The organism is Paraburkholderia saeva (assembly GCF_907164555.1).
Lineage (GTDB): Bacteria > Pseudomonadota > Gammaproteobacteria > Burkholderiales > Burkholderiaceae > Paraburkholderia > Paraburkholderia saeva.
Genome location: NZ_CAJQZC010000006.1, coordinates 178,192 through 196,447 on the forward strand (window position 1 = coordinate 178,192; position 18,256 = coordinate 196,447).

The 18,256-nt window shown below is 62.5% G+C and carries 19 protein-coding genes; 1 reads left to right on the forward strand and 18 read right to left on the reverse strand.

The window, feature by feature from the left end; translation table 11 throughout:
* The first annotated feature begins 105 nt into the window (after positions 1-105).
* Positions 106-1,488 (forward strand): sigma-54-dependent transcriptional regulator, encoded by a 1,383-nt coding sequence (locus LPA36_RS17880; protein ID WP_228879401.1) that lies wholly within the window; start codon positions 106-108, stop codon positions 1,486-1,488.
* Between the two features lie 95 nt (positions 1,489-1,583).
* On the opposite strand, the gene nagZ is transcribed toward LPA36_RS17880, so the two are convergent.
* The 18 genes from nagZ to fabD form a co-directional block, all read right to left on the reverse strand.
* A complete protein-coding gene (gene nagZ, locus LPA36_RS17885; RefSeq protein WP_228879405.1) occupies positions 1,584-2,612 on the reverse strand; it encodes a beta-N-acetylhexosaminidase in 1,029 nt (342 codons plus the stop codon).
* A 63-nt stretch (positions 2,613-2,675) separates the two neighbouring features.
* Positions 2,676-3,086: a holo-ACP synthase gene (gene acpS, locus LPA36_RS17890; RefSeq protein WP_228879407.1), complete on the reverse strand. Its 411-nt coding sequence runs from the start codon at positions 3,084-3,086 to the stop codon at positions 2,676-2,678.
* A 40-nt stretch (positions 3,087-3,126) separates the two neighbouring features.
* Positions 3,127-3,891: a pyridoxine 5'-phosphate synthase gene (pdxJ, locus tag LPA36_RS17895; RefSeq protein ID WP_228879410.1), complete on the reverse strand. Its 765-nt coding sequence runs from the start codon at positions 3,889-3,891 to the stop codon at positions 3,127-3,129.
* Positions 3,888-4,772: a DNA repair protein RecO gene (gene recO / locus LPA36_RS17900; protein WP_228879412.1), complete on the reverse strand. Its 885-nt coding sequence runs from the start codon at positions 4,770-4,772 to the stop codon at positions 3,888-3,890. The genes pdxJ and recO overlap by 4 nt, the downstream gene beginning before the upstream one ends.
* Positions 4,759-5,658 (reverse strand): GTPase Era, encoded by a 900-nt coding sequence (era, locus tag LPA36_RS17905; protein ID WP_228879414.1) that lies wholly within the window; start codon positions 5,656-5,658, stop codon positions 4,759-4,761. Before era ends, recO begins: the two co-directional genes overlap by 14 nt.
* A 66-nt stretch (positions 5,659-5,724) precedes the next feature.
* Positions 5,725-6,897 (reverse strand): ribonuclease III, encoded by a 1,173-nt coding sequence (gene rnc / locus LPA36_RS17910; RefSeq protein WP_228879415.1) that lies wholly within the window; start codon positions 6,895-6,897, stop codon positions 5,725-5,727.
* A gap of 153 nt (positions 6,898-7,050) precedes the next feature.
* Positions 7,051-7,944: a signal peptidase I gene (gene lepB / locus LPA36_RS17915; protein WP_228879417.1), complete on the reverse strand. Its 894-nt coding sequence runs from the start codon at positions 7,942-7,944 to the stop codon at positions 7,051-7,053.
* Positions 7,945-7,962: 18 nt separating this feature from the next.
* Positions 7,963-9,756, reverse strand: a complete 1,794-nt coding sequence (gene lepA / locus LPA36_RS17920; RefSeq protein ID WP_228879420.1) for a translation elongation factor 4 — start codon at positions 9,754-9,756, stop codon at positions 7,963-7,965.
* 171 nt (positions 9,757-9,927) lie between these two features.
* On the reverse strand, positions 9,928-10,200 hold the full coding sequence (locus LPA36_RS17925; protein ID WP_228879421.1) for a glutaredoxin family protein: 273 nt from the start codon (positions 10,198-10,200) through the stop codon (positions 9,928-9,930).
* A complete protein-coding gene (locus LPA36_RS17930; protein WP_228879424.1) occupies positions 10,197-11,726 on the reverse strand; it encodes a DegQ family serine endoprotease in 1,530 nt (509 codons plus the stop codon). The genes LPA36_RS17925 and LPA36_RS17930 overlap by 4 nt, the downstream gene beginning before the upstream one ends.
* A 19-nt stretch (positions 11,727-11,745) precedes the next feature.
* A complete protein-coding gene (locus LPA36_RS17935; RefSeq protein ID WP_228879426.1) occupies positions 11,746-12,789 on the reverse strand; it encodes a MucB/RseB C-terminal domain-containing protein in 1,044 nt (347 codons plus the stop codon).
* A 3-nt stretch (positions 12,790-12,792) separates the two neighbouring features.
* Positions 12,793-13,419 (reverse strand): sigma-E factor negative regulatory protein, encoded by a 627-nt coding sequence (locus LPA36_RS17940; RefSeq protein WP_228879736.1) that lies wholly within the window; start codon positions 13,417-13,419, stop codon positions 12,793-12,795.
* 81 nt (positions 13,420-13,500) lie between these two features.
* The gene (gene rpoE, locus LPA36_RS17945) at positions 13,501-14,100 is read right to left on the reverse strand and encodes an RNA polymerase sigma factor RpoE (RefSeq protein WP_096717241.1); all 600 of its coding nucleotides are present in this window, start codon (positions 14,098-14,100) and stop codon (positions 13,501-13,503) included.
* Positions 14,101-14,195: 95 nt separating this feature from the next.
* Positions 14,196-14,585, reverse strand: a complete 390-nt coding sequence (locus tag LPA36_RS17950; protein ID WP_228879428.1) for a hypothetical protein — start codon at positions 14,583-14,585, stop codon at positions 14,196-14,198.
* A 103-nt stretch (positions 14,586-14,688) separates the two neighbouring features.
* Positions 14,689-15,927, reverse strand: coding sequence for a beta-ketoacyl-ACP synthase II (gene fabF, locus LPA36_RS17955; protein WP_228879431.1), 1,239 nt, complete (start codon positions 15,925-15,927; stop codon positions 14,689-14,691).
* Positions 15,928-16,041: 114 nt separating this feature from the next.
* A complete protein-coding gene (gene acpP, locus LPA36_RS17960; protein ID WP_014897657.1) occupies positions 16,042-16,281 on the reverse strand; it encodes an acyl carrier protein in 240 nt (79 codons plus the stop codon).
* Positions 16,282-16,431: 150 nt separating this feature from the next.
* Positions 16,432-17,181: a 3-oxoacyl-ACP reductase FabG gene (fabG, locus tag LPA36_RS17965; protein ID WP_228879434.1), complete on the reverse strand. Its 750-nt coding sequence runs from the start codon at positions 17,179-17,181 to the stop codon at positions 16,432-16,434.
* A gap of 94 nt (positions 17,182-17,275) precedes the next feature.
* Positions 17,276-18,208 (reverse strand): ACP S-malonyltransferase, encoded by a 933-nt coding sequence (gene fabD / locus LPA36_RS17970; RefSeq protein ID WP_228879438.1) that lies wholly within the window; start codon positions 18,206-18,208, stop codon positions 17,276-17,278.
* Between the last annotated feature and the right edge of the window lie 48 nt (positions 18,209-18,256).

An 18,256-nucleotide genomic window follows, 5' to 3' on the forward strand; every position in this document is an offset into this window, starting at 1 on the left:
TGCCTGATTCGAGGCAGTTGCCATCGTACCTGTCGACACGCACGCCACGTCTGATCCGGCCGCGCGTCGGCGGGGTTTCCGGTCAATTGAATAAGTGCGTCCGCCATGCCACACGCCCTGATTGTCGAAGACGATCCCAATAGCCTGTCCGGGCTGTCCGCCATCCTGGCCGCCGACGGTTTCTCCGTCGATACCGCCACGACGCTCGCCGAAGCGCGCGCCGCGCTTGCGCGCTTTATCCCCGATGTCGTTCTCGTCGACCTGAACCTGCCGGACGGCAGCGGGCTCGACCTGCTCCAGCATCTGCCCGCGCAACCGCCAGGCGGCGCACTGCCCGTCATCGTGATGACAGGCAACGCAACGGTCGAGAGCGCGATCGAGGGTTTGCGGCACGGTATCTGGGACTATCTGCTGAAGCCCGTCAACATTCCGCGCTTGCGCAGCCTGCTAGCGCGCATCCCCCGTCCTTACGAACTGACCGAAGAGGTCCAGACGCTGCGCGCGACGTTGCGTCAGATGGGCCGGTTCGGTTCGATGATCGGCCGCAGCAGCGTGATCCAGCATGTCTACGACACGATCGAGCACACGGCGCCGACAGAAGCGGCCGTCCTGATCTCGGGCGAATCCGGCGCGGGCAAGGAAGTGGCCGCGCGCACCCTGCATGAGATGAGCCGGCGCCGGAAGGGTCCGTTCGTCGTGTTCGACTGCCGGACGGCCACCGCGGCCCCGGGCGACCGCCCGCTCGACAGCCAGCTTTTCGGCCATGAGCGCGGCGCGTTCAACGGCGCCGATCAGCGCGAACCCGGCCTCTTCGAGCAGGCAAGCGGCGGCACGCTCTTTATCGACGAAATCTCCGAGCTGCCGCAGGCGCAGCAGGAAGCGCTGCTGCGCGCACTCGATTCGCAGACGTTTATGCGCATGGGCGGTACGAACCAGCTCGTGACGGATTTCCGGCTGATCGCATCGACGCGCAAGGTGCCGCGCGCGGCGGTTGCCGATGGCTCGCTGAACGAAGACCTGTGGCTGCGTCTTGACGCCGCCGCGCTCACCCTGCCGCCGCTGCGCGAACGCGGCGACGATGCGGCGCTCTTCGCCGAGGCATTCGTCGACCAGCTCAATCGCGAGGCCCACGCTCGCGGCCTCACCGGCACGACAAAGCTGATTGCGCCGAATTTCATCCGCGAATGCCTCGCGTATGACTGGCCGGGCAACGTCCGCGAACTGCAGGATCGCGTGAAGCGCGCGTACATCGCGTCGGGCGATGTGCTCGAGTCGCTGCACGCCGACGAAACCGGTGCAGCCGGCGCGCGCGAACTCAACGGCAGCCGCGTGCAGGTGACCGTCGGCACGCCGCTCGCGGACGTCGAGGAGATGCTGATCCGCGCAACGCTCGATGCCGTGGGCGGCACGCGGCATCGCGCGGCGTCACTGCTCGGCATCAGCCCGAAGACGCTCTACAACAAGCTGCAGCGGATGCGTCTGAACTAGTACCTGTGATCACGCGGCAGTCAACGAAGAAAAGCCCGCGTCAGCGAATCAGCTGACGCGGGCTTTTCTGTTTCTCTCGGCGCGCGAGTGAGGCCTCAGGGGAACGTGTTACGTAGCAACGTCCTCGCCTGCTGGTAGTCCGGATCGGCCATCAGCTTGCTCCACTTGAGTGCCTTGCCACGCGGGCGCATCGCCTTTAGCCGCTGATGCGATTCCTTCGACGGCGTGAAGCGCAGCGCGTCCAGCACCTTTTCAGCTTCTTCGGGCTGATTGCAGATGAGGACCATGTCGCAGCCCGCCTGCAATGCGGCTGTGGCAGCCTCGGTCAAGGTGCCGCCCTGGCGTGCGGCTTCCATCGACAGATCGTCGCTGAAAATCGCGCCCTGGAAGCGTAGACGCCCGCGCAGGATGTCCTGCAGCCACACACGCGAAAAGCCCGCCGGCTTCGCGTCGACCTGCGTGTAGATCACGTGCGCCGGCAACACCGACGCCAGCGCCATTCCGAGCCAGTCGTACGGCGCGACATCGTCAGCGAGAATGGCTTCGAGCGGACGGTCGTCGGTCGGCATCGCGACGTGCGAATCCGCCTCGGCGTAACCATGCCCCGGAAAGTGCTTGCCGCAGTTCGCCATGCCGGCCAGCGCGAGCCCGTGGTTCAGGCTTTTCGCGAGCATCGTGACGACACGTGGATCGCCATGAAACGCACGGTCGCCGATCACCTGCGACTGGCCGTAGTTCAGGTCGAGCACCGGTGTGAAACTCATGTCGATGCCGCACGCACGCAACTCCGACGCGAGCACGTAGCCGACTGCCGTCGTGACTTTCGTTGCGTGGAGCACGTCCTTGTCCCATAGCGCGCCGAGCTTGCCCATCGCGGGCAGCACCGTGAAGCCGTCGGTGCGAAAGCGCTGTACGCGGCCGCCTTCATGATCGACGGCGATCAGCAGATCGTCGCGCACCGCACGGATCGCGTCGGTAAGCGCATGCAGTTGCGCGCGGCTCTCGAAGTGCCGCGCGAACAGGATGACGCCACCGGTCATCGGGTGCGCGAGACGGCGCTTGTCGTCGGCGGTCAGCTGTTTGCCGACCACATCCAGCATCACGGGTCCAGGAACTGGTTTCATCTGATTTGTGGCAACAGGAGATAAGCGCGGCGTAGCGACGCGCTGGAAAGGTTCGGGTGAAGTTCAGGAAACGGCAGGATCCGCGACTTCGGCGATCACGAACGACACGGCATAGTCGCGCTCGTCGCTGATCGTCACGCGCGCCGTGATGCCGCGCGCGTCGAGCCATTCGGCCAGCTCGCCCGATGCGACAACCATCGGCTTGCCGCTCGGCTCGTTGAGCGTCTGCAGCGCGCGCCAGGTCATAGGCCAGCGCATGCCGAGACCGATCGCCTTCGAAAACGCCTCTTTCGCCGAGAAGCGTGTCGCCAGGAACGCGAGGCCGCGTGCCGCCGATCGCGCATGGCGGGCGTGATAGATACGCAGTTCGTCCGCGCCGAGCACCTTTTCGGCGAAGCGTCCCCTGGTGCGCTCCATCACCGCCGCCACGCGGCTGACCTGAACGATGTCGGTACCGATGCCGTAAATCGTCATGCCGTGGCCGCCGTGTGAGTGATCGAAAGAATGTCGTGTTTCACGCGCTCGCGCCGAGACGCGCGGCGACCATGATCGCCTTCATCTCGCGCACGGCGTTGTCCCAGCCCGCGAAGATCGCATGCGCGACGATCGCGTGGCCGATATTCAGCTCGACGATGCCTTCGATCGCCGCGATCTGCTGGACGTTTGTGTAATGCAGGCCGTGACCCGCGTTGACCTTGATGCCGAGTGAGCGGCCAAACGCAACGCTACGCACCACGCGTTCATATTCGCGCTGCTGTTCGCCCGCGTCGTGCGCTTCGGCGTAACTGCCCGTGTGAAGCTCGATGACGGGCGCGCCGGCTTCATGTGCCGCGCGGATCTGCGTTTCGTCCGGATCGATGAAAAGCGACACGCGCGAGCCCACGTCCGCCAGTTGACGGCACGCCGCACGCACGGCTTCGAACTGGCCGGCGACGTCGAGGCCGCCCTCGGTCGTCAGTTCGGCGCGCTTTTCGGGCACGAGGCAGACGTCATGCGACTTCACTTCGCACGCGATGTCGAGCATTTCCTGCGTGACGGCGCATTCCAGATTCATCCGCGTTTTGAGAAGCGGCCTCAATGTGCGCACGTCGGCGTCGACGATATGCCGGCGGTCTTCGCGCAGATGCAGCGTGATCGCATCGGCGCCCGCTTCCTCCGCGGCAAGCGCCGCACGGATCGGATCGGGATAGGACGTGCCGCGCGCGTTACGCAACGTGGCAACGTGATCGATATTCACACCGAGGTCGATCACGCCAGGAGACACAAGAAAGAAGCTCATAGATTCTGCAGGTCGATCAGTATCTGGCGCGTCGCGAGCGGCGTGCCGGCGAGGTAGGTATTAAGCAGGAACCGCATCAGCGTCCTGCTCTGCGAGATCGTTTGAGGACGATGGTAATCGTCCTGCTCCATATCGAGCAATGTCTGTCCGGCGATTACTGGCCATTGCGCGGGCAGATCGTCGGACGCTTCGCGCACGCCGCGCTCCGGATCGAACACATAGCGCCCTTCCGCGACCACCGCGCGACGCGTGACCGTACGATCCAGCGCCATCGCGTAGCCGGTTTCCCGTAGCAGCACGCGCTCGAACGAACGCAGCACCTGCACGGGCGGCTCATCATGCGCGAGACGCGTCATCGTGACGACGTAGTGATGGAACAACTGCGGATGCGGATCTTCGCGCGCGCAGAATTTGACGAGCAGCTCGTTCACGTAAAAGCCACACAGGAGCGCATCGCCCGCCAGCGGCAGCATGCCGCCGACCCACTCCGCGCCCGTCAGCGTGCGCACTTCTGACTTGCCCGACCACGACAACGCAAGCGGCTGGAACGTTTGCAGGACACCGCGCAACGCCGAATGCGGGCGCTTCGCGCCCTTCGCGACGAGCGCGAGACGGCCGTGATCACGCGACAGCACATCGATGATCAGGCTGGTTTCGCGATATGGATAGCTATGGAGGACAAACGCGGGCTGCTCGGCGACCCGGTAATCGGATGCGGACGTACGCGAAGCGCGGCGCGCGGGCGCCTTGCCTTCGCCGCTGCTTTTCGCAGAAGAAGATTTGCGTGCCCGCGAAGGCGCGGGCGCCGGCGCAGCCGGTTCGCCGTCGTCATCCGGGTCGGCGCCGGGTTGCAACGTCACCCAGGCGTCATTCGTACCCATAGGCGCGAAGTCCTGCTTCGTTGTCGGCCCAGCCGCTTTTCACCTTGATGAAGGTCTCGAGATACACGGGGCCATCGAAGAGCTTTTCCATATCGAGACGCGCTTCGCTGCTGATCTGCTTCAGCTTCGCGCCCTTCTGGCCGATGATCATCGCCTTGTGCGTGTCGCGCTCGACCATGATCGTCGCGAAGATACGGCGCAGACGCCCTTCCGTCTCGAACTTGTCGATCAGCACGGTGCTCGTGTACGGCAGCTCGTCGCCCGTCCAGCGGAAGACTTTCTCGCGCAGGATTTCCGCGGCGAGAAAGCGCTCGCTGCGATCGGTCAGATCGTCTTCGCCGTAAATCGGCGAGCCTTCCGGCAGGAACGGCTTCACCGTCGCCATCAGGCGCTTGATGTCGTCGGGATTCTTCGCCGAGAGCGGCACGATCTCGTTGAACGCGCGCAGCGCGCTAACCTGCTGCATGAAGGGAAAGAGGCTGTCCTTGTCGGAAACACGGTCGAGCTTGTTCGCGATCAGCAGCGTCGGCACCGACGGCGGGATCAGGTCGAGCACCTTCTGGTCGTCCGGGCCGAAACGGCCGGCCTCAATCACGAACAGGATCGCGTCGACGGATGTCAGCGTCGAGGTGACCGCGCGATTGAGCGAGCGGTTCAGCGCGCCGCTGTGCTTCGTCTGGAAACCCGGCGTATCGACGAAGATGTACTGCGCGTCTTCGAGCGTATGGATGCCGGTGATGCGATGGCGCGTGGTCTGCGCCTTGCGCGACGTGATGCTGACTTTCTGGCCGACAAGCGCGTTCATCAGCGTCGATTTGCCGACGTTCGGACGGCCAACGATCGCGACCATGCCGCAGCGAAAACCAGGGGGAGTGGGAGCGTTCATATTCGGGCTACGGCAGGTTCGGGTGGACGCGCGGCAGGGGTCGACCTGTGCCGCACGTTAGGTGTGTCAATGGCCGGCGTCAGCGGCGCGCGTTTGCACCGCGCCTGCCACACCGGGTTCGAGTTCGGCTTCATCCGGTGCGCCGGTACCGCCCGACGAAGGTTCGCGGCTGCGAAGCGTGTGCCTGTCGGAGGCGGTGCGGCTGGCGTCGGCTTTGTCGGTGGCTTTTTCGCCACGGTCAGTCTTGTCCTGACGCTCGCCGCGATCGGCCTTGTCCTGCGATTGTGCGTGTTCGCTATATTCGACGTGGGCGGCGCGAATCACGGCGAGCGGCAGCGGGGCCGGCGCGCTCGCGGTTTCGTTCGTGTTAGTCGCGCCATCGGCTGCGCCTTGCGCCGTTCGCGCTTCGCCGCGTCCCGCACGCTCGGCACGTTCCGACTTGCGATGATCCGGCGCACGCAGGTCCAGCGCGGTCTGTACGCCCGCGACGCCCGGCACGATCTCCGGCTCCGCGTGCTTCGCGGCGCGGGCGCCCTTGGAACGCTTTGGCTTCGTGACGAGAGCGGGCGCGGCCGCCATGACCTCGTCGAGCGCCTTCTTGGCCGCAGCCTGCTCGGCCGCTCGACGGCTGGCGCCCGAGCCCGACACCTTGACGTCCAGCTTCGGCACCGTGCATTCGACTTCGAACTGCTGATTGTGCGCTGCACCATGCGTCGCGACGACCGTGTAAGTCGGCAGCGCGATCTTGTGGCCTTGCAGGTATTCCTGAAGCAGCGTCTTGGAGTCTTTGCCGAGCGTGCGCGGATCGATGTGATCGAGGATCGGCACATAGAGACGCTTGATGACAGTCTGCGCGGCGTCAAAACCGCCATCGAGGAAAACCGCGCCCAGCACGGCTTCCAGCGTATCCGCGAGGATCGACGGACGGCGGAAGCCGCCGCTGCGCAACTCGCCCTCGCCCAGACGCAGACCTTCCGAAATATTCAGGGCCTGAGCAATCTCGTAAAGCGATTGCTGTTTGACCAGATTGGCACGGACCCGCGACAGATCGCCTTCATCGAGCTTGCTGAAACGTTGGAACAATAGCGCGGCCACCGCGCAATTCAGAACGGAGTCGCCGAGAAACTCGAGCCGTTCATTATGCGTAGCACTGTGACTGCGGTGAGTTAAAGCCTGACGCAACAATTCCGCATTGCGAAATTCGTAGCGCAAACGGCTTTCCAACGGAGATAGGGGCATGTGCAGAGTATAACGCGGGCGTCTGTCCGGGCGAAAACGCGGGACGGCCGACGAAAAAGCGTGGTGAAGCGACGTTACCGCACGTTCTTAAAGTAGCGTGCTAACACGCCGCGCGTTGTGCGCGGCGTGCGATGCGATTCGCAAGCGTGGCAATCAGTTGAAGGAACCGATGCGCTTGAGGCTGCTGAAGTTCATCCAGATGAAGAACGCACGACCGACGATGTTCTTGTCCGGCGCGAAACCCCAATAACGACTGTCCGCACTGTTATCCCGGTTGTCGCCCATCATGAAGTAGTTGCCCGCCGGCACCTTGCAGACCACGCCCTGTGCGTTGTACGTGCAGTTGTCGCGATACGGATAATCTTCCGCGCCGATGATGAACGGCGGCACTGCCGGATTGTTCAAAATCGCGTTCTTGCGGCCGTCGAGATCTTCCTCGAACTGCTTCGCGTAGCCGATGCGCTCTTCGTCGAAGTAATCCGGCAGCGCCGTTTCGGGCACCGGCTTGCCGTTGATCGTGAGCTTCTTGTCCTGATAGGCGACAATGTCGCCCGGCACGCCGATCACGCGCTTGATGTAGTCGACCGATTCGTCTTTCGGATAACGGAACACGACGACGTCACCACGTTCGAGCGGACGGCCCTGCGTGATCTTCGTGTTGGTAATCGGCAGACGGATACCGTAGTCGTACTTGTTCACCAGGATGAAATCACCGACGAGCAACGTCGGCACCATCGAACCCGACGGAATCTTGAACGGCTCGACGACGAACGAGCGTACGACGAACACGACCAGAATCACCGGGAAAAAGCTGGCCGAATATTCGAGCCACCAGGGCTGGCGCAGCTTTTCGTCACGCAGACGCGCACGCGTTTGCGCGGCGTTTTCGTCGGCGAAACGCTCGCCGACGCGTGCCTGCTGGCGGTCGAACTCGGCGACCGCAGCCTCAGCGGCGCGGCGCCGTTGCGGGATGAAAACCAGTTTGTCTGCGACCCAGGCGATGCCCGTTACGATGACGAGCACAAAAAGAATCAGCGCAAAATTCATGGGGTTCCGTTTCTTCTCTTATTTGTCTTCGACGCGCAGGATTGCGAGGAAAGCCTCTTGCGGGATTTCCACCGACCCGACCTGCTTCATCCGCTTCTTGCCGGCCTTCTGCTTTTCCAGCAGCTTCTTCTTGCGCGAGATGTCGCCACCGTAGCACTTCGCCAGCACGTTCTTGCGCAGCGCCTTGATGTTCTCACGCGCGATGATGTTCGCGCCGATCGTGGCCTGAATGGCCACGTCGTACATCTGGCGCGGAATCAGTTCACGCATCTTGGACGCGACTTCGCGACCGCGGTACTGGCTCTGCGAACGGTGAACGATCACCGACAGCGCGTCGACCTTGTCGCCATTGATCAGCATATCGACTTTAACGACATCGGCCGCGCGATATTCCTTGAACTCGTAGTCCATCGACGCGTAGCCGCGCGACGTCGACTTCAACCGGTCGAAGAAATCGAGCACGATTTCGCCCATCGGAATTTCGTACGTCAGCTGAACCTGGCGACCGTGATACTGCATGTTGATCTGGTTGCCGCGCTTCGTGGTGCAAAGCGTGATGACCGAACCGACGTATTCCTGCGGCATGTACAGATTCACTGTGACGATCGGCTCGCGGACTTCCTCGATCCGCGACGGATCCGGCATTTTCGCCGGATTCTCGACCATGATGACCGTGCCGTCGCGCTGCAGGACTTCATACACGACCGTAGGCGCCGTGGTGATGAGGTCCATGTCGAACTCGCGCTCGAGCCGCTCCTGGACGATCTCCATGTGCAGCAACCCAAGGAAGCCGCAACGAAAACCAAAGCCAAGCGCCTGCGACACTTCCGGCTCGTACTGCAGCGAAGCGTCGTTCAGCTTCAGCTTTTCGAGCGATTCGCGCAGCGCGTCGTACTGGTTTGCCTCGACCGGATAGAGGCCGGCGAACACCTGCGGCTTTACTTCCTTGAAGCCCGGCAGCGGTTCGGGTGCGGGACGGTTCACGAGCGTGACGGTGTCGCCCACTTTCGCGGCCGGCAATTCCTTGATGCCGGCGATGATGAAGCCTACCTGTCCCGCCGACAGCACATCGAGATTCTTCGACTTCGGCGTGAACACGCCGATGTGCTCGACCGGATATTGCGCGCCGGTTGCCATCATGCGAATGCGGTCTTTCGGGCGCAGCGTGCCGTTCACGATGCGCACCAGCATCACGACGCCGACGTAGTTGTCGAACCACGAATCGATGATCAGCGCCTGCAGCGGCGCTTCGGTGTCGCCCTTTGGCGGCGGCACTTTCGCGATCAGCGCTTCGAGCACGTCTTCAACGCCGAGGCCGGTCTTCGCGCTGCAATGCGTGGCGTCGGTCGCGTCGATGCCGATGACGTCTTCAATTTCCTCGATTGCGCTTTCCGGATTGGCCGCAGGCAGGTCGATCTTGTTCAGCACCGGCACAACTTCGACGCCGAGTTCGATGGCCGTGTAGCAGTTCGCGACCGTTTGCGCCTCGACGCCCTGACTGGCGTCGACAACGAGCAGCGCGCCTTCGCACGCCGACAGCGAGCGGCTGACTTCGTACGAGAAGTCGACGTGCCCCGGCGTATCGATCATGTTGAGGTTGTACACCTTGCCATCGCGCGCGCGATAGGAGAGCGCCGCCGTCTGCGCCTTGATGGTGATGCCGCGCTCACGCTCGAGATCCATCGAGTCGAGCACCTGCGATTCCATTTCGCGGTCGGACAGACCGCCACACAGCTGGATGATGCGATCGGCGAGCGTCGACTTGCCATGGTCGATGTGCGCAATGATCGAGAAATTACGAATATGATCCATTCAGTACCGATCAAGCGAAAAAGGCGCGCTCGGACGATTGCGGAGCACGCCTTGTAAGTAGGTGAAAAACCGGACTATTTTAGCCGAAAAGGCCTTCGCCCGGCGCTTTTTGCGGGATGGCCAGCCAGGTGGCCAGGGCGCATGCTTGCGCGTGTGGACTCCAGGTCCCTTTCAATGTGCCAAACGCTCGGACGTAACCCGCGCCAATAGCGCGGCGCGGACTCGCGTTTCGTCGAAATGATAGTGGCACAGTTCGACGCCATCGCAGACCAGAACCGGTACGCGCTCGTTGTAACCCGCTTCGAGCGCCGGGTCAGCGTCGATGTCGATCACGTCGACATCCGCGCCGAACTCCGCCAGCAAAGGCTCGAGCGCGGCAAGCATGTCGTCGCACAGATGGCACCACTGGCGCCCGTAGAGCGTGAGTGGCGCCGTCATCGTCACTTCTGCGCGGGTGCCGATCGCGGACGGATCGGGACGAACTGCGTGTTGTCGCCGCGACGCACGAGCAGCGCGGTCATCTTCGACGGATCGAGATGCGAGGTGGCGTCTTCGAATTCCTTCGCGTTCGTCACATCCGTATCCCCGACGCGCAGAATGATGTCGCCCTTCTGCAAACCGACTCGCGCCGCCGGACCTTCCGCCGCATCGATCTGCACACCGCCGCGCAGTTTCAATGCTTTCAACTGGTCGGCCGGAATATCGCTGACCGCGAGACCGAGCGCGTTCGTCGCGCGCTGCTTCGGCGGGGGCGTTTTCTTCGTATCGGCTTTCGCGGTCTTGTCCGCCTGCATCTCCGCGATCGTGACCGGCAGGTCGCGCGTCTGACCCTTGCGCCAGATTGTGATGGTCGCCTTCGTACCCGGCTTCGTGTCACCGACCATCCGCGGCAGATCCGTCGCGGTATCCACCGGATGGCCGTTGAACTTCAGGATGATGTCGCCAGGCTGCACGCCCGCTTTCTCCGCGGGGCCGCCTGGCTCGACGCTGCTTACGAGCGCGCCCTGCGCCTTCGGCAAGCCGAGCGAATCGGCGACATCTTTCGTTACCTCGCCGATCGCGACGGCGATGCGGCCACGCGTCACCTTGCCGGTCGTCTTGAGCTGGTCGGCCACGCGCATCGCTTCGTCGATCGGAATCGCGAAAGAAATACCCATGAAGCCGCCCGTACGGCTGTAGATCTGCGAGTTGATACCGATCACCTCGCCCTGCATGTTGATGAGCGGACCGCCTGAATTGCCCGGGTTCACCGCGACATCGGTCTGGATAAACGGCAGATAGTCGCCCGTATCACGCCCCTTCGCGCTCACGATGCCCGCAGTAACCGTGTTTTCGAGCCCGAACGGCGAACCGATCGCGACAACCCACTCACCCACGCGCACCTTGTTCGAATCACCAACCGTGACGGCCGGCAGGTTCGCGGCGTTGATCTTCACGACAGCGACGTCCGTGCGATCGTCGACGCCGACGAGCTTCGCCTTGAACTCACGTTTGTCAGTAAGCGTGACGTAGATCGTGTCGGCATCGTCGATGACGTGTGCGTTCGTCATCACGTAACCGTCGGCTGACAGGATAAAGCCCGAACCGACGCCACTGTTCTGCTCTGTATCGCCACCGCTGTCGGGCGCGTCCTGCTGGCCCTGGCTTCCGCCACCGCCACCACTGCCCCCACCGCCGCCACGCGGCGGCGAACCTGGCGATTGCGGCGACTGCGGCATCGGAATGCCGAAGAAGCGACGGAAGAACTCCGACATGTCGCCATCGTCCATGCCCGGTGGCAGCCCCCGTGTCGAACTCGACACACGCGCTGTCGTGCGGATGTTCACGACGGCGGGCCCGACCTTGTCGACGAGGTCGGTAAAGTCCGGAAGACTGGCTGCAGGCGCCGCCAGCGCCGTGTGCGGCACGAGCGGCAGGCAAACTGCCATCACCGCGGCTGCAAGGAAATTGCGCACCGAGAAGTTCATCATAGGGTCTTGAGCCGGAGGATTACTTTGTAGCCTTGTATTCTATGGCAGACGCAAATTGCTGCAACGTGGCCTGGGGCACTTCCCCGAGCAAGGTAATCCAGAAATCGCCGTGGCGCTTCACGAGTACATGTGTGGCTCCGCTGCTGCCCGACCCCTCCTTTCGCGTGTTCTTTTCGACAGGCTCGACGAAGATCGAAATGGCCGCGAGACCGTCCGAGAACACCGCCTGATCGACCGGGATGGTTGGATCGCCGGCGTCGCGGGCAGCCATTGGCCGGCGCAACTCACGAATCTTGCGGAAACCCGGCGCCCCCGCCGGCATCTGCCAGCCTTGTGCTTCCATGTCGACCGGTTCAATCGGCGGATGCACGACCGTCCATCCTGCCGTGTTGTGAATGCCGTTGACGATGGCCGCCTTGTCGACCGGCACCCCAATGCGGATCTGCGAAAACGACAGCTGCTCGAGCACCTGACCAGCAGGATCGAGCGTCTGCGCCCGCAGCAGCAGCCCCGTTTTCGTGTCGGCCCACAGTTTGTAGGCGTAACGGTACGCGTCTTTCGGATCGAGTTCGATCACCTGGCTGTCGATTCCGGCCACGCGATCCGTACCAAGCAGCTTTGGTTCATAAACCGATAGCACCTGGTCGCCCGGCGCGGATAGCAGCGCAGGGAACGAATCCTTGTTCTGACGTTTTTCTACGACGCACAGATGACGTTCGGGCACGAACGTATAGAGGTCGTCGTTATGACGCAGCATTTTGCGCGGTTTGCCGTCGAGGCTTTCCAGCTGCTCGTATTCGCCGTCGGTACGCGTCGCATAGTGCGAGATGCGCGAAGACTGCACGAACGAACCGCGCTGATAGACGAACGCGCCCTCGTAATTCTGCTGCTGCGCCGCCTGATGGATGCGATTCAGCCAGTCGGCCGCCGTGCGGTGGTCGGCGGCAGAATCGCCGGATTGCGCGAAAGCGCGGGATGTTGCCGAAAGCAGTACGGCTGCACAGAACAGAAATGCCGGCAGCCGCCCCCAGTTTGTCGTTTTATTGAACCGCAATGTCTGCATCAACTATTGGCCCTGCGAGGTCACGGCGGCGGCAGCACGAATCAGCGGCATCGATCCGGGAACAACCGGCTGCTGTGCAAACTGCTGATGGGCTTCCAGATACTGGTCGAGATTGGCGTCACGGATGATGTTTACGTCCTGCACGGCCGGTTGCACATTCACGACCGGCACCGAGGCCATCGCCACACGCTGCATGGAATCGGGCGATACCGATGCCATTTGCTGCGCACCGCCCGGCGTATTACCGACGCCTTGCAGCTGCGGGACGACGATCCACGTGAGCGTTGCCGCTGCGGCGGCTACCGCGAACGCTGGCACAACCCGGCGGCGCAGTGCCAGCAGACGTTGCGCGACCGGCATCGCCGCAGGCGCGAGCACATGCGCTTCCGCCTCGAAGCGTGCTGCAAAACCCGCCATGAATGCCTGACTGGCAGCCGGACTCACAGCGAGATCGTCGGAACGCAGCGCGTCGCCGATCAGGTGGTAATCCGCCCACACCGCACGGTCTTCACGATCCAGATCCGCGATAAATTTGTTCAGATGCTCTTCGCCGGACAGCTCTCCGTCGACAAAAGCGGACAGACGCTCGCCTCGCGAGCTTGCTTGCGATTGCATCGAGACCGACCCCATGATGCTCCCCATCTTACTGACACTCATAGTGACACCACCTAACCCAGATATTGCGCCCCTGCCCGTCCGGCCGGCTGGCCATTACCAGCGCTTGCCCTCGGGTGTGTCAAGCAACGGACGCAATTTTGCCGCAATGGCTTCGCGAGCGCGAAAAATCCGCGATCTGACAGTACCGATAGGGCACCCCATCATCTCAGCGATTTCTTCGTAGCTCAAACCTTCAATTTCACGAAGAGTAATGGCGGTGCGCAACTCTTCCGGTAAAACCGCCATTGCAGCATTGACCGTCTCAGCGATCTGCTTGCTCATCAACATCGACTCAGGCGTGTTGATATCCCTTAGTTGGTCGGCATCCGAGAAAGTTTCAGCTTCTTCAGCATCCGCTTCGGTCGAAGTTGGCGCACGGCGGCCCTGGGTCGCAAGGTAGTTCTTCGCCGTGTTCACTGCAATACGGTACAACCACGTATAAAACGCGGATTCGCCCCGAAATTGGGGAAGTGCCCGATACGCCTTGATAAACGCATCCTGGGCGACGTCCTCGACCTCGGCGGGGTCCCGCACAAGGCGCGAGATCAGCCGGATGATCTTGCGGTGGTATTTGGTGACCAGAAGCTCGAACGCGGCCTTGTCGCCCTTCTGGACGCGCTCGACCAGCACCTGATCAATTTCTTTTTCGCTCACCTGATAAATCCGTTAACTATGGGGCGCATGGCGGGGCACCATTGTAGCGTCCCCATCATCGTGTCACGTTACGCTGGTAACAGTGGTTACAGTCTTTACAGTGAAGCTGGAGAGCCCCGCCGGCCAAGGACCGACAGTTCGAGGAAGACGCTGGCCGGTACCGCATCGGCCGCAACAAACAACGGATTGAGGCGCTCGTTCTCTCCTGCAATCGCAAGAATGAGGAGCCGGTTGCTCCATTGCGAACAGCCGGTTATCCGGGCCTCAACGGGCGCAGCATCCTGCCCGTGCCATAACCACAGGCCATTTGCTCCGATTCGCAGCCATTGCGCCTGGGTGCGCTCCCAACCGCGGGCGCCGATTACGAGGAGCATGAAAACGGCGAAAACCAGAGGAAACGCCCGCCCGGCACCGAGACGCGGCGCGAGACAGGTAAAAGTGGCCGAAGACGCGATTACGACGAAAATTGCGATTGCCCAGCGCATCGCCAGCGAGCGCCCCAGCGCAATGCGCTTTGGCGCTCCATCTGGCGGCGCTGATCCGGCACTGTACGCCGGATCAGCTATCCCAACGTGAACGGTCAAGCCGTCAGGCGCGCTTGAAGACCAGCGTGCCGTTCGTGCCGCCGAACCCGAACGAGTTCTTCAGCGCGACGTCGATCTTCATTTCCCGCGCGGTGTTTGCGCAGTAGTCGAGATCGCAGGCCGGATCCTGGTTGAAAATGTTGATGGTCGGCGGCGAGATTTGATGGTGCACGGCCAGCACGGTGAACACCGATTCGAGCCCGCCCGCGCCGCCGAGCAGATGCCCGGTCATCGATTTGGTCGAATTCACGACCATGTTCTTCGCGTGATCGCCGAAGGCGCGCTTGATGCCGGTCGTCTCAGCGAGGTCGCCGAGCGGTGTCGACGTACCGTGCGCGTTCAGGTAGTTCACCTGATCCGCGTTGATACCCGCGTTCTTCATCGCCGCCAGCATGCAGCGGCGAGCGCCGTCGCCATCTTCGAGCGGAGCGGTCATGTGATACGCGTCGCCGCTCATGCCGTAACCGGACACTTCAGCGTAGATCTTCGCGCCACGTGCCTTTGCGTGCTCGTACTCCTCGAGCACCATCACGCCCGCGCCCTCACCCAGCACGAAACCGTCGCGGTCCTTGTCCCACGGACGGCTCGCCGTCGCCGGATCGTCGTTGCGTTGCGACAGCGCGCGCGCCGCAGCAAAGCCACCGATCCCGAGCGGCGACACCGTCGATTCCGCGCCGCCTGCAATCATCACGTCGCAGTCGCCGTATTCGATCAGGCGCGATGCTTCGCCGATGCAGTGCAGACCCGTGGTACAGGCCGTGACAATCGCGAGGTTCGGGCCTTTAAGGCCGAACTTGATCGACAGATGGCCGGAGATCATGTTGATGATCGACGCCGGCACGAAGAACGGAGAAATCCGGCGCGGGCCGCGATTCAGCAGTTCCGTCTGCGTCACTTCGATCATCGGCAGGCCGCCAATGCCCGAGCCAACGATCACCCCGACGCGTTCCGCGTTTTCTTCGGTGATTTCGAGGCCGCTGTCCTTCATCGCCTGAATGCCGGCGGCAATGCCGTAATGGATGAATGTATCCATATGGCGCGCCTCCTTACCGGGGATGTAGTCCTCGATATTGAAGCCCTTGACCTCGCCGGCGAAGCGGGTCGAGAAGTTCGACGCATCGAACTTCGTGATGTCGGCAATCCCGGACTTGCCGGCGACCAGATTGGCCCAGCCGTCGGCAACATTATTGCCAACAGGCGAAATGAGCCCCAGGCCTGTAACAACAACTCGACGACGGCTCACGGTAACCTCGTTTTCATAGATGACAAAAGCAAAAGCCACAGCGGCCACAGGAACATGCCCTGTGAACCCTGTGGCTGTTAACCTGGCAAAATCCCGCCAAAAGTCCGAATGACCTTAGGCCTTGACGTTTGCGCGGGCGTAGTCGATCGCTTGCTGGACGGTCGTGATCTTCTCGGCTTCTTCATCCGGAATTTCCATGCCGAATTCGTCTTCGAGGGCCATCACGAGTTCGACGGTGTCGAGCGAGTCAGCGCCGAGGTCGTTCACGAACGATGCTTCGGTCTTGATTTCTGCTTCGGCAACGCCCAGTTGTTCTGCGACGATCTTCTTGACGCGCTGTTCGATGTTGTCCATTACCCCTCCAAGGGAAAGAAGTTCAAAAATGCAGGTGCGCGCATTTTATCAGGTTTGACACTCTAAAAAAGCGGCGCGCACGGTTGCTGACCCACCACCCACGGCACGTTTACCCGAAAGGTATAAGCCGCGGATGAAAAATGAAAACTTTTACGACATGTACATGCCGCCATTCACGTGCAGCGTCGTGCCCGTGATGTAGCCAGCATGCGGTGAAGCGAGAAATACGACGGCGTGCGCGATATCTTCCGGGCTGCCCAGACGGCCAAGCGGAATCTGCGTTTTAAGCGCGGTTTGCTGCTCTTCGGGCAGTGACTTCGTCATGTCGGTGTCGATGAAACCCGGCGCCACGCAGTTAACCGTGATGTTGCGGCTGCCGATTTCGCGCGCGAGCGCACGGGTCATGCCCGCTACGCCGGCCTTCGCCGCCGCGTAGTTCACCTGCCCCGGATTGCCTGTCGAGCCAACCACCGACGTGATGTTGATGATCCGGCCGCCACGCGCCTTCATCATCGGACGCAGCACGGCGCGCGACAGACGGAAAACCGACTTGAGGTTGGTGTCGACCACCGAATCCCATTCATCGTCTTTCATGCGCATGGCCAGCTGGTCCTGCGTGATGCCGGCATTGTTCACGAGCACGTTGAGCGCGCCGAATTCCTTGACCGTGCCATCGATCAGCGCTTCCGCAGCCGAGGCGTCGTTGACGTTGAGCACGGCACCGCGGCCGTTCACGCCTTCGGCCTTGAATGCTTCGGTGATCGCGGTTGCGCCTGCTTCGCTCGTGGCCGTACCGATCACGGTCGCACCCTGGCGTGCCAGTTCGAGCGCAATCGCACGGCCGATGCCGCGCGAGGCGCCCGTCACAATGGCAATCTGCTTGTCGAGAGTCTTTTCCATCTTGATGTCCGGATTGCCCACGAAGTGCGGGCTGAAATCGATGATTCTGCTGCCCGGCCGCTGGCTTGCACCTGCCGGCCGTGGCCAGGACGACTTAGGCCGTCGCGAGCTTGAGTGCTTCGTCGAGCGATGCCGGATCGACGATCGATGCGCCGACGAGGTTACCGTCGATGCGCTTTGTCAGACCTGCCAGCACCTTGCCCGGGCCGCATTCGATGACGTGCGTGACGCCCTGACCCGCCATTGCCTGCACGCATTCCACCCAGCGTACCGCGCCGGCGGCCTGGCGCACGAGCGCGTCCTTGATGGCGGCCGGTTCCGAAACCACGGCGACGTCGACGTTGTTGATGACCGGAATCACCGGCACCTGCACTTCAACATTCGCGAGATACGCACGCAACTGGTCCGAAGCCGGCTTCAGGAGCGACGAGTGGAACGGTGCCGAGACCGGCAGCGGCAGCGCGCGTTTTGCACCCTTCGCCTTCGCGACTTCGCACGCCTTTTCGACGGCCGCCTTGTGACCGGCGATGACGACCTGCGAGGGCGCGTTGAAATTCACTGCCTCGACGACACCCGCCGACGACGCTTCGGCGCACACCGCGCGCACTGCGTCGTCATCGAGACCGAGAATCGCAGCCATGCCGCCCTGACCGACCGGCACCGCGGTCTGCATCGCCTGTGCGCGAAAACGCACGAGCGGGACAGCATCGCGGAATGCGAGCGCGCCCGACGCCACCAGCGCCGTGTATTCGCCGAGGCTATGCCCGGCGACGATTGCCGGCGCCGAGCCGCCGGCCGTCTGCCACGCACGATAGATCGCATAGGCGGCGGTCAGCATGACAGGCTGGGTATTGGCGGTGAGATTCAGATCGTCGGCCGGGCCTTCGGCGATCAGCTTGCCGAGATCCTGACCGAGCGCGTCGGAGGCTTCCTGGACCGTCTCGCGCACAATGGCGTGATCGGCAAACGCGTTGAGCATGCCAACCGACTGCGAGCCTTGACCAGGAAAAACGAACGCAAATTTCATATCTTCCTCAAATTCGGTGAGAAGTGGCGCCGCACACGCGCGACATCG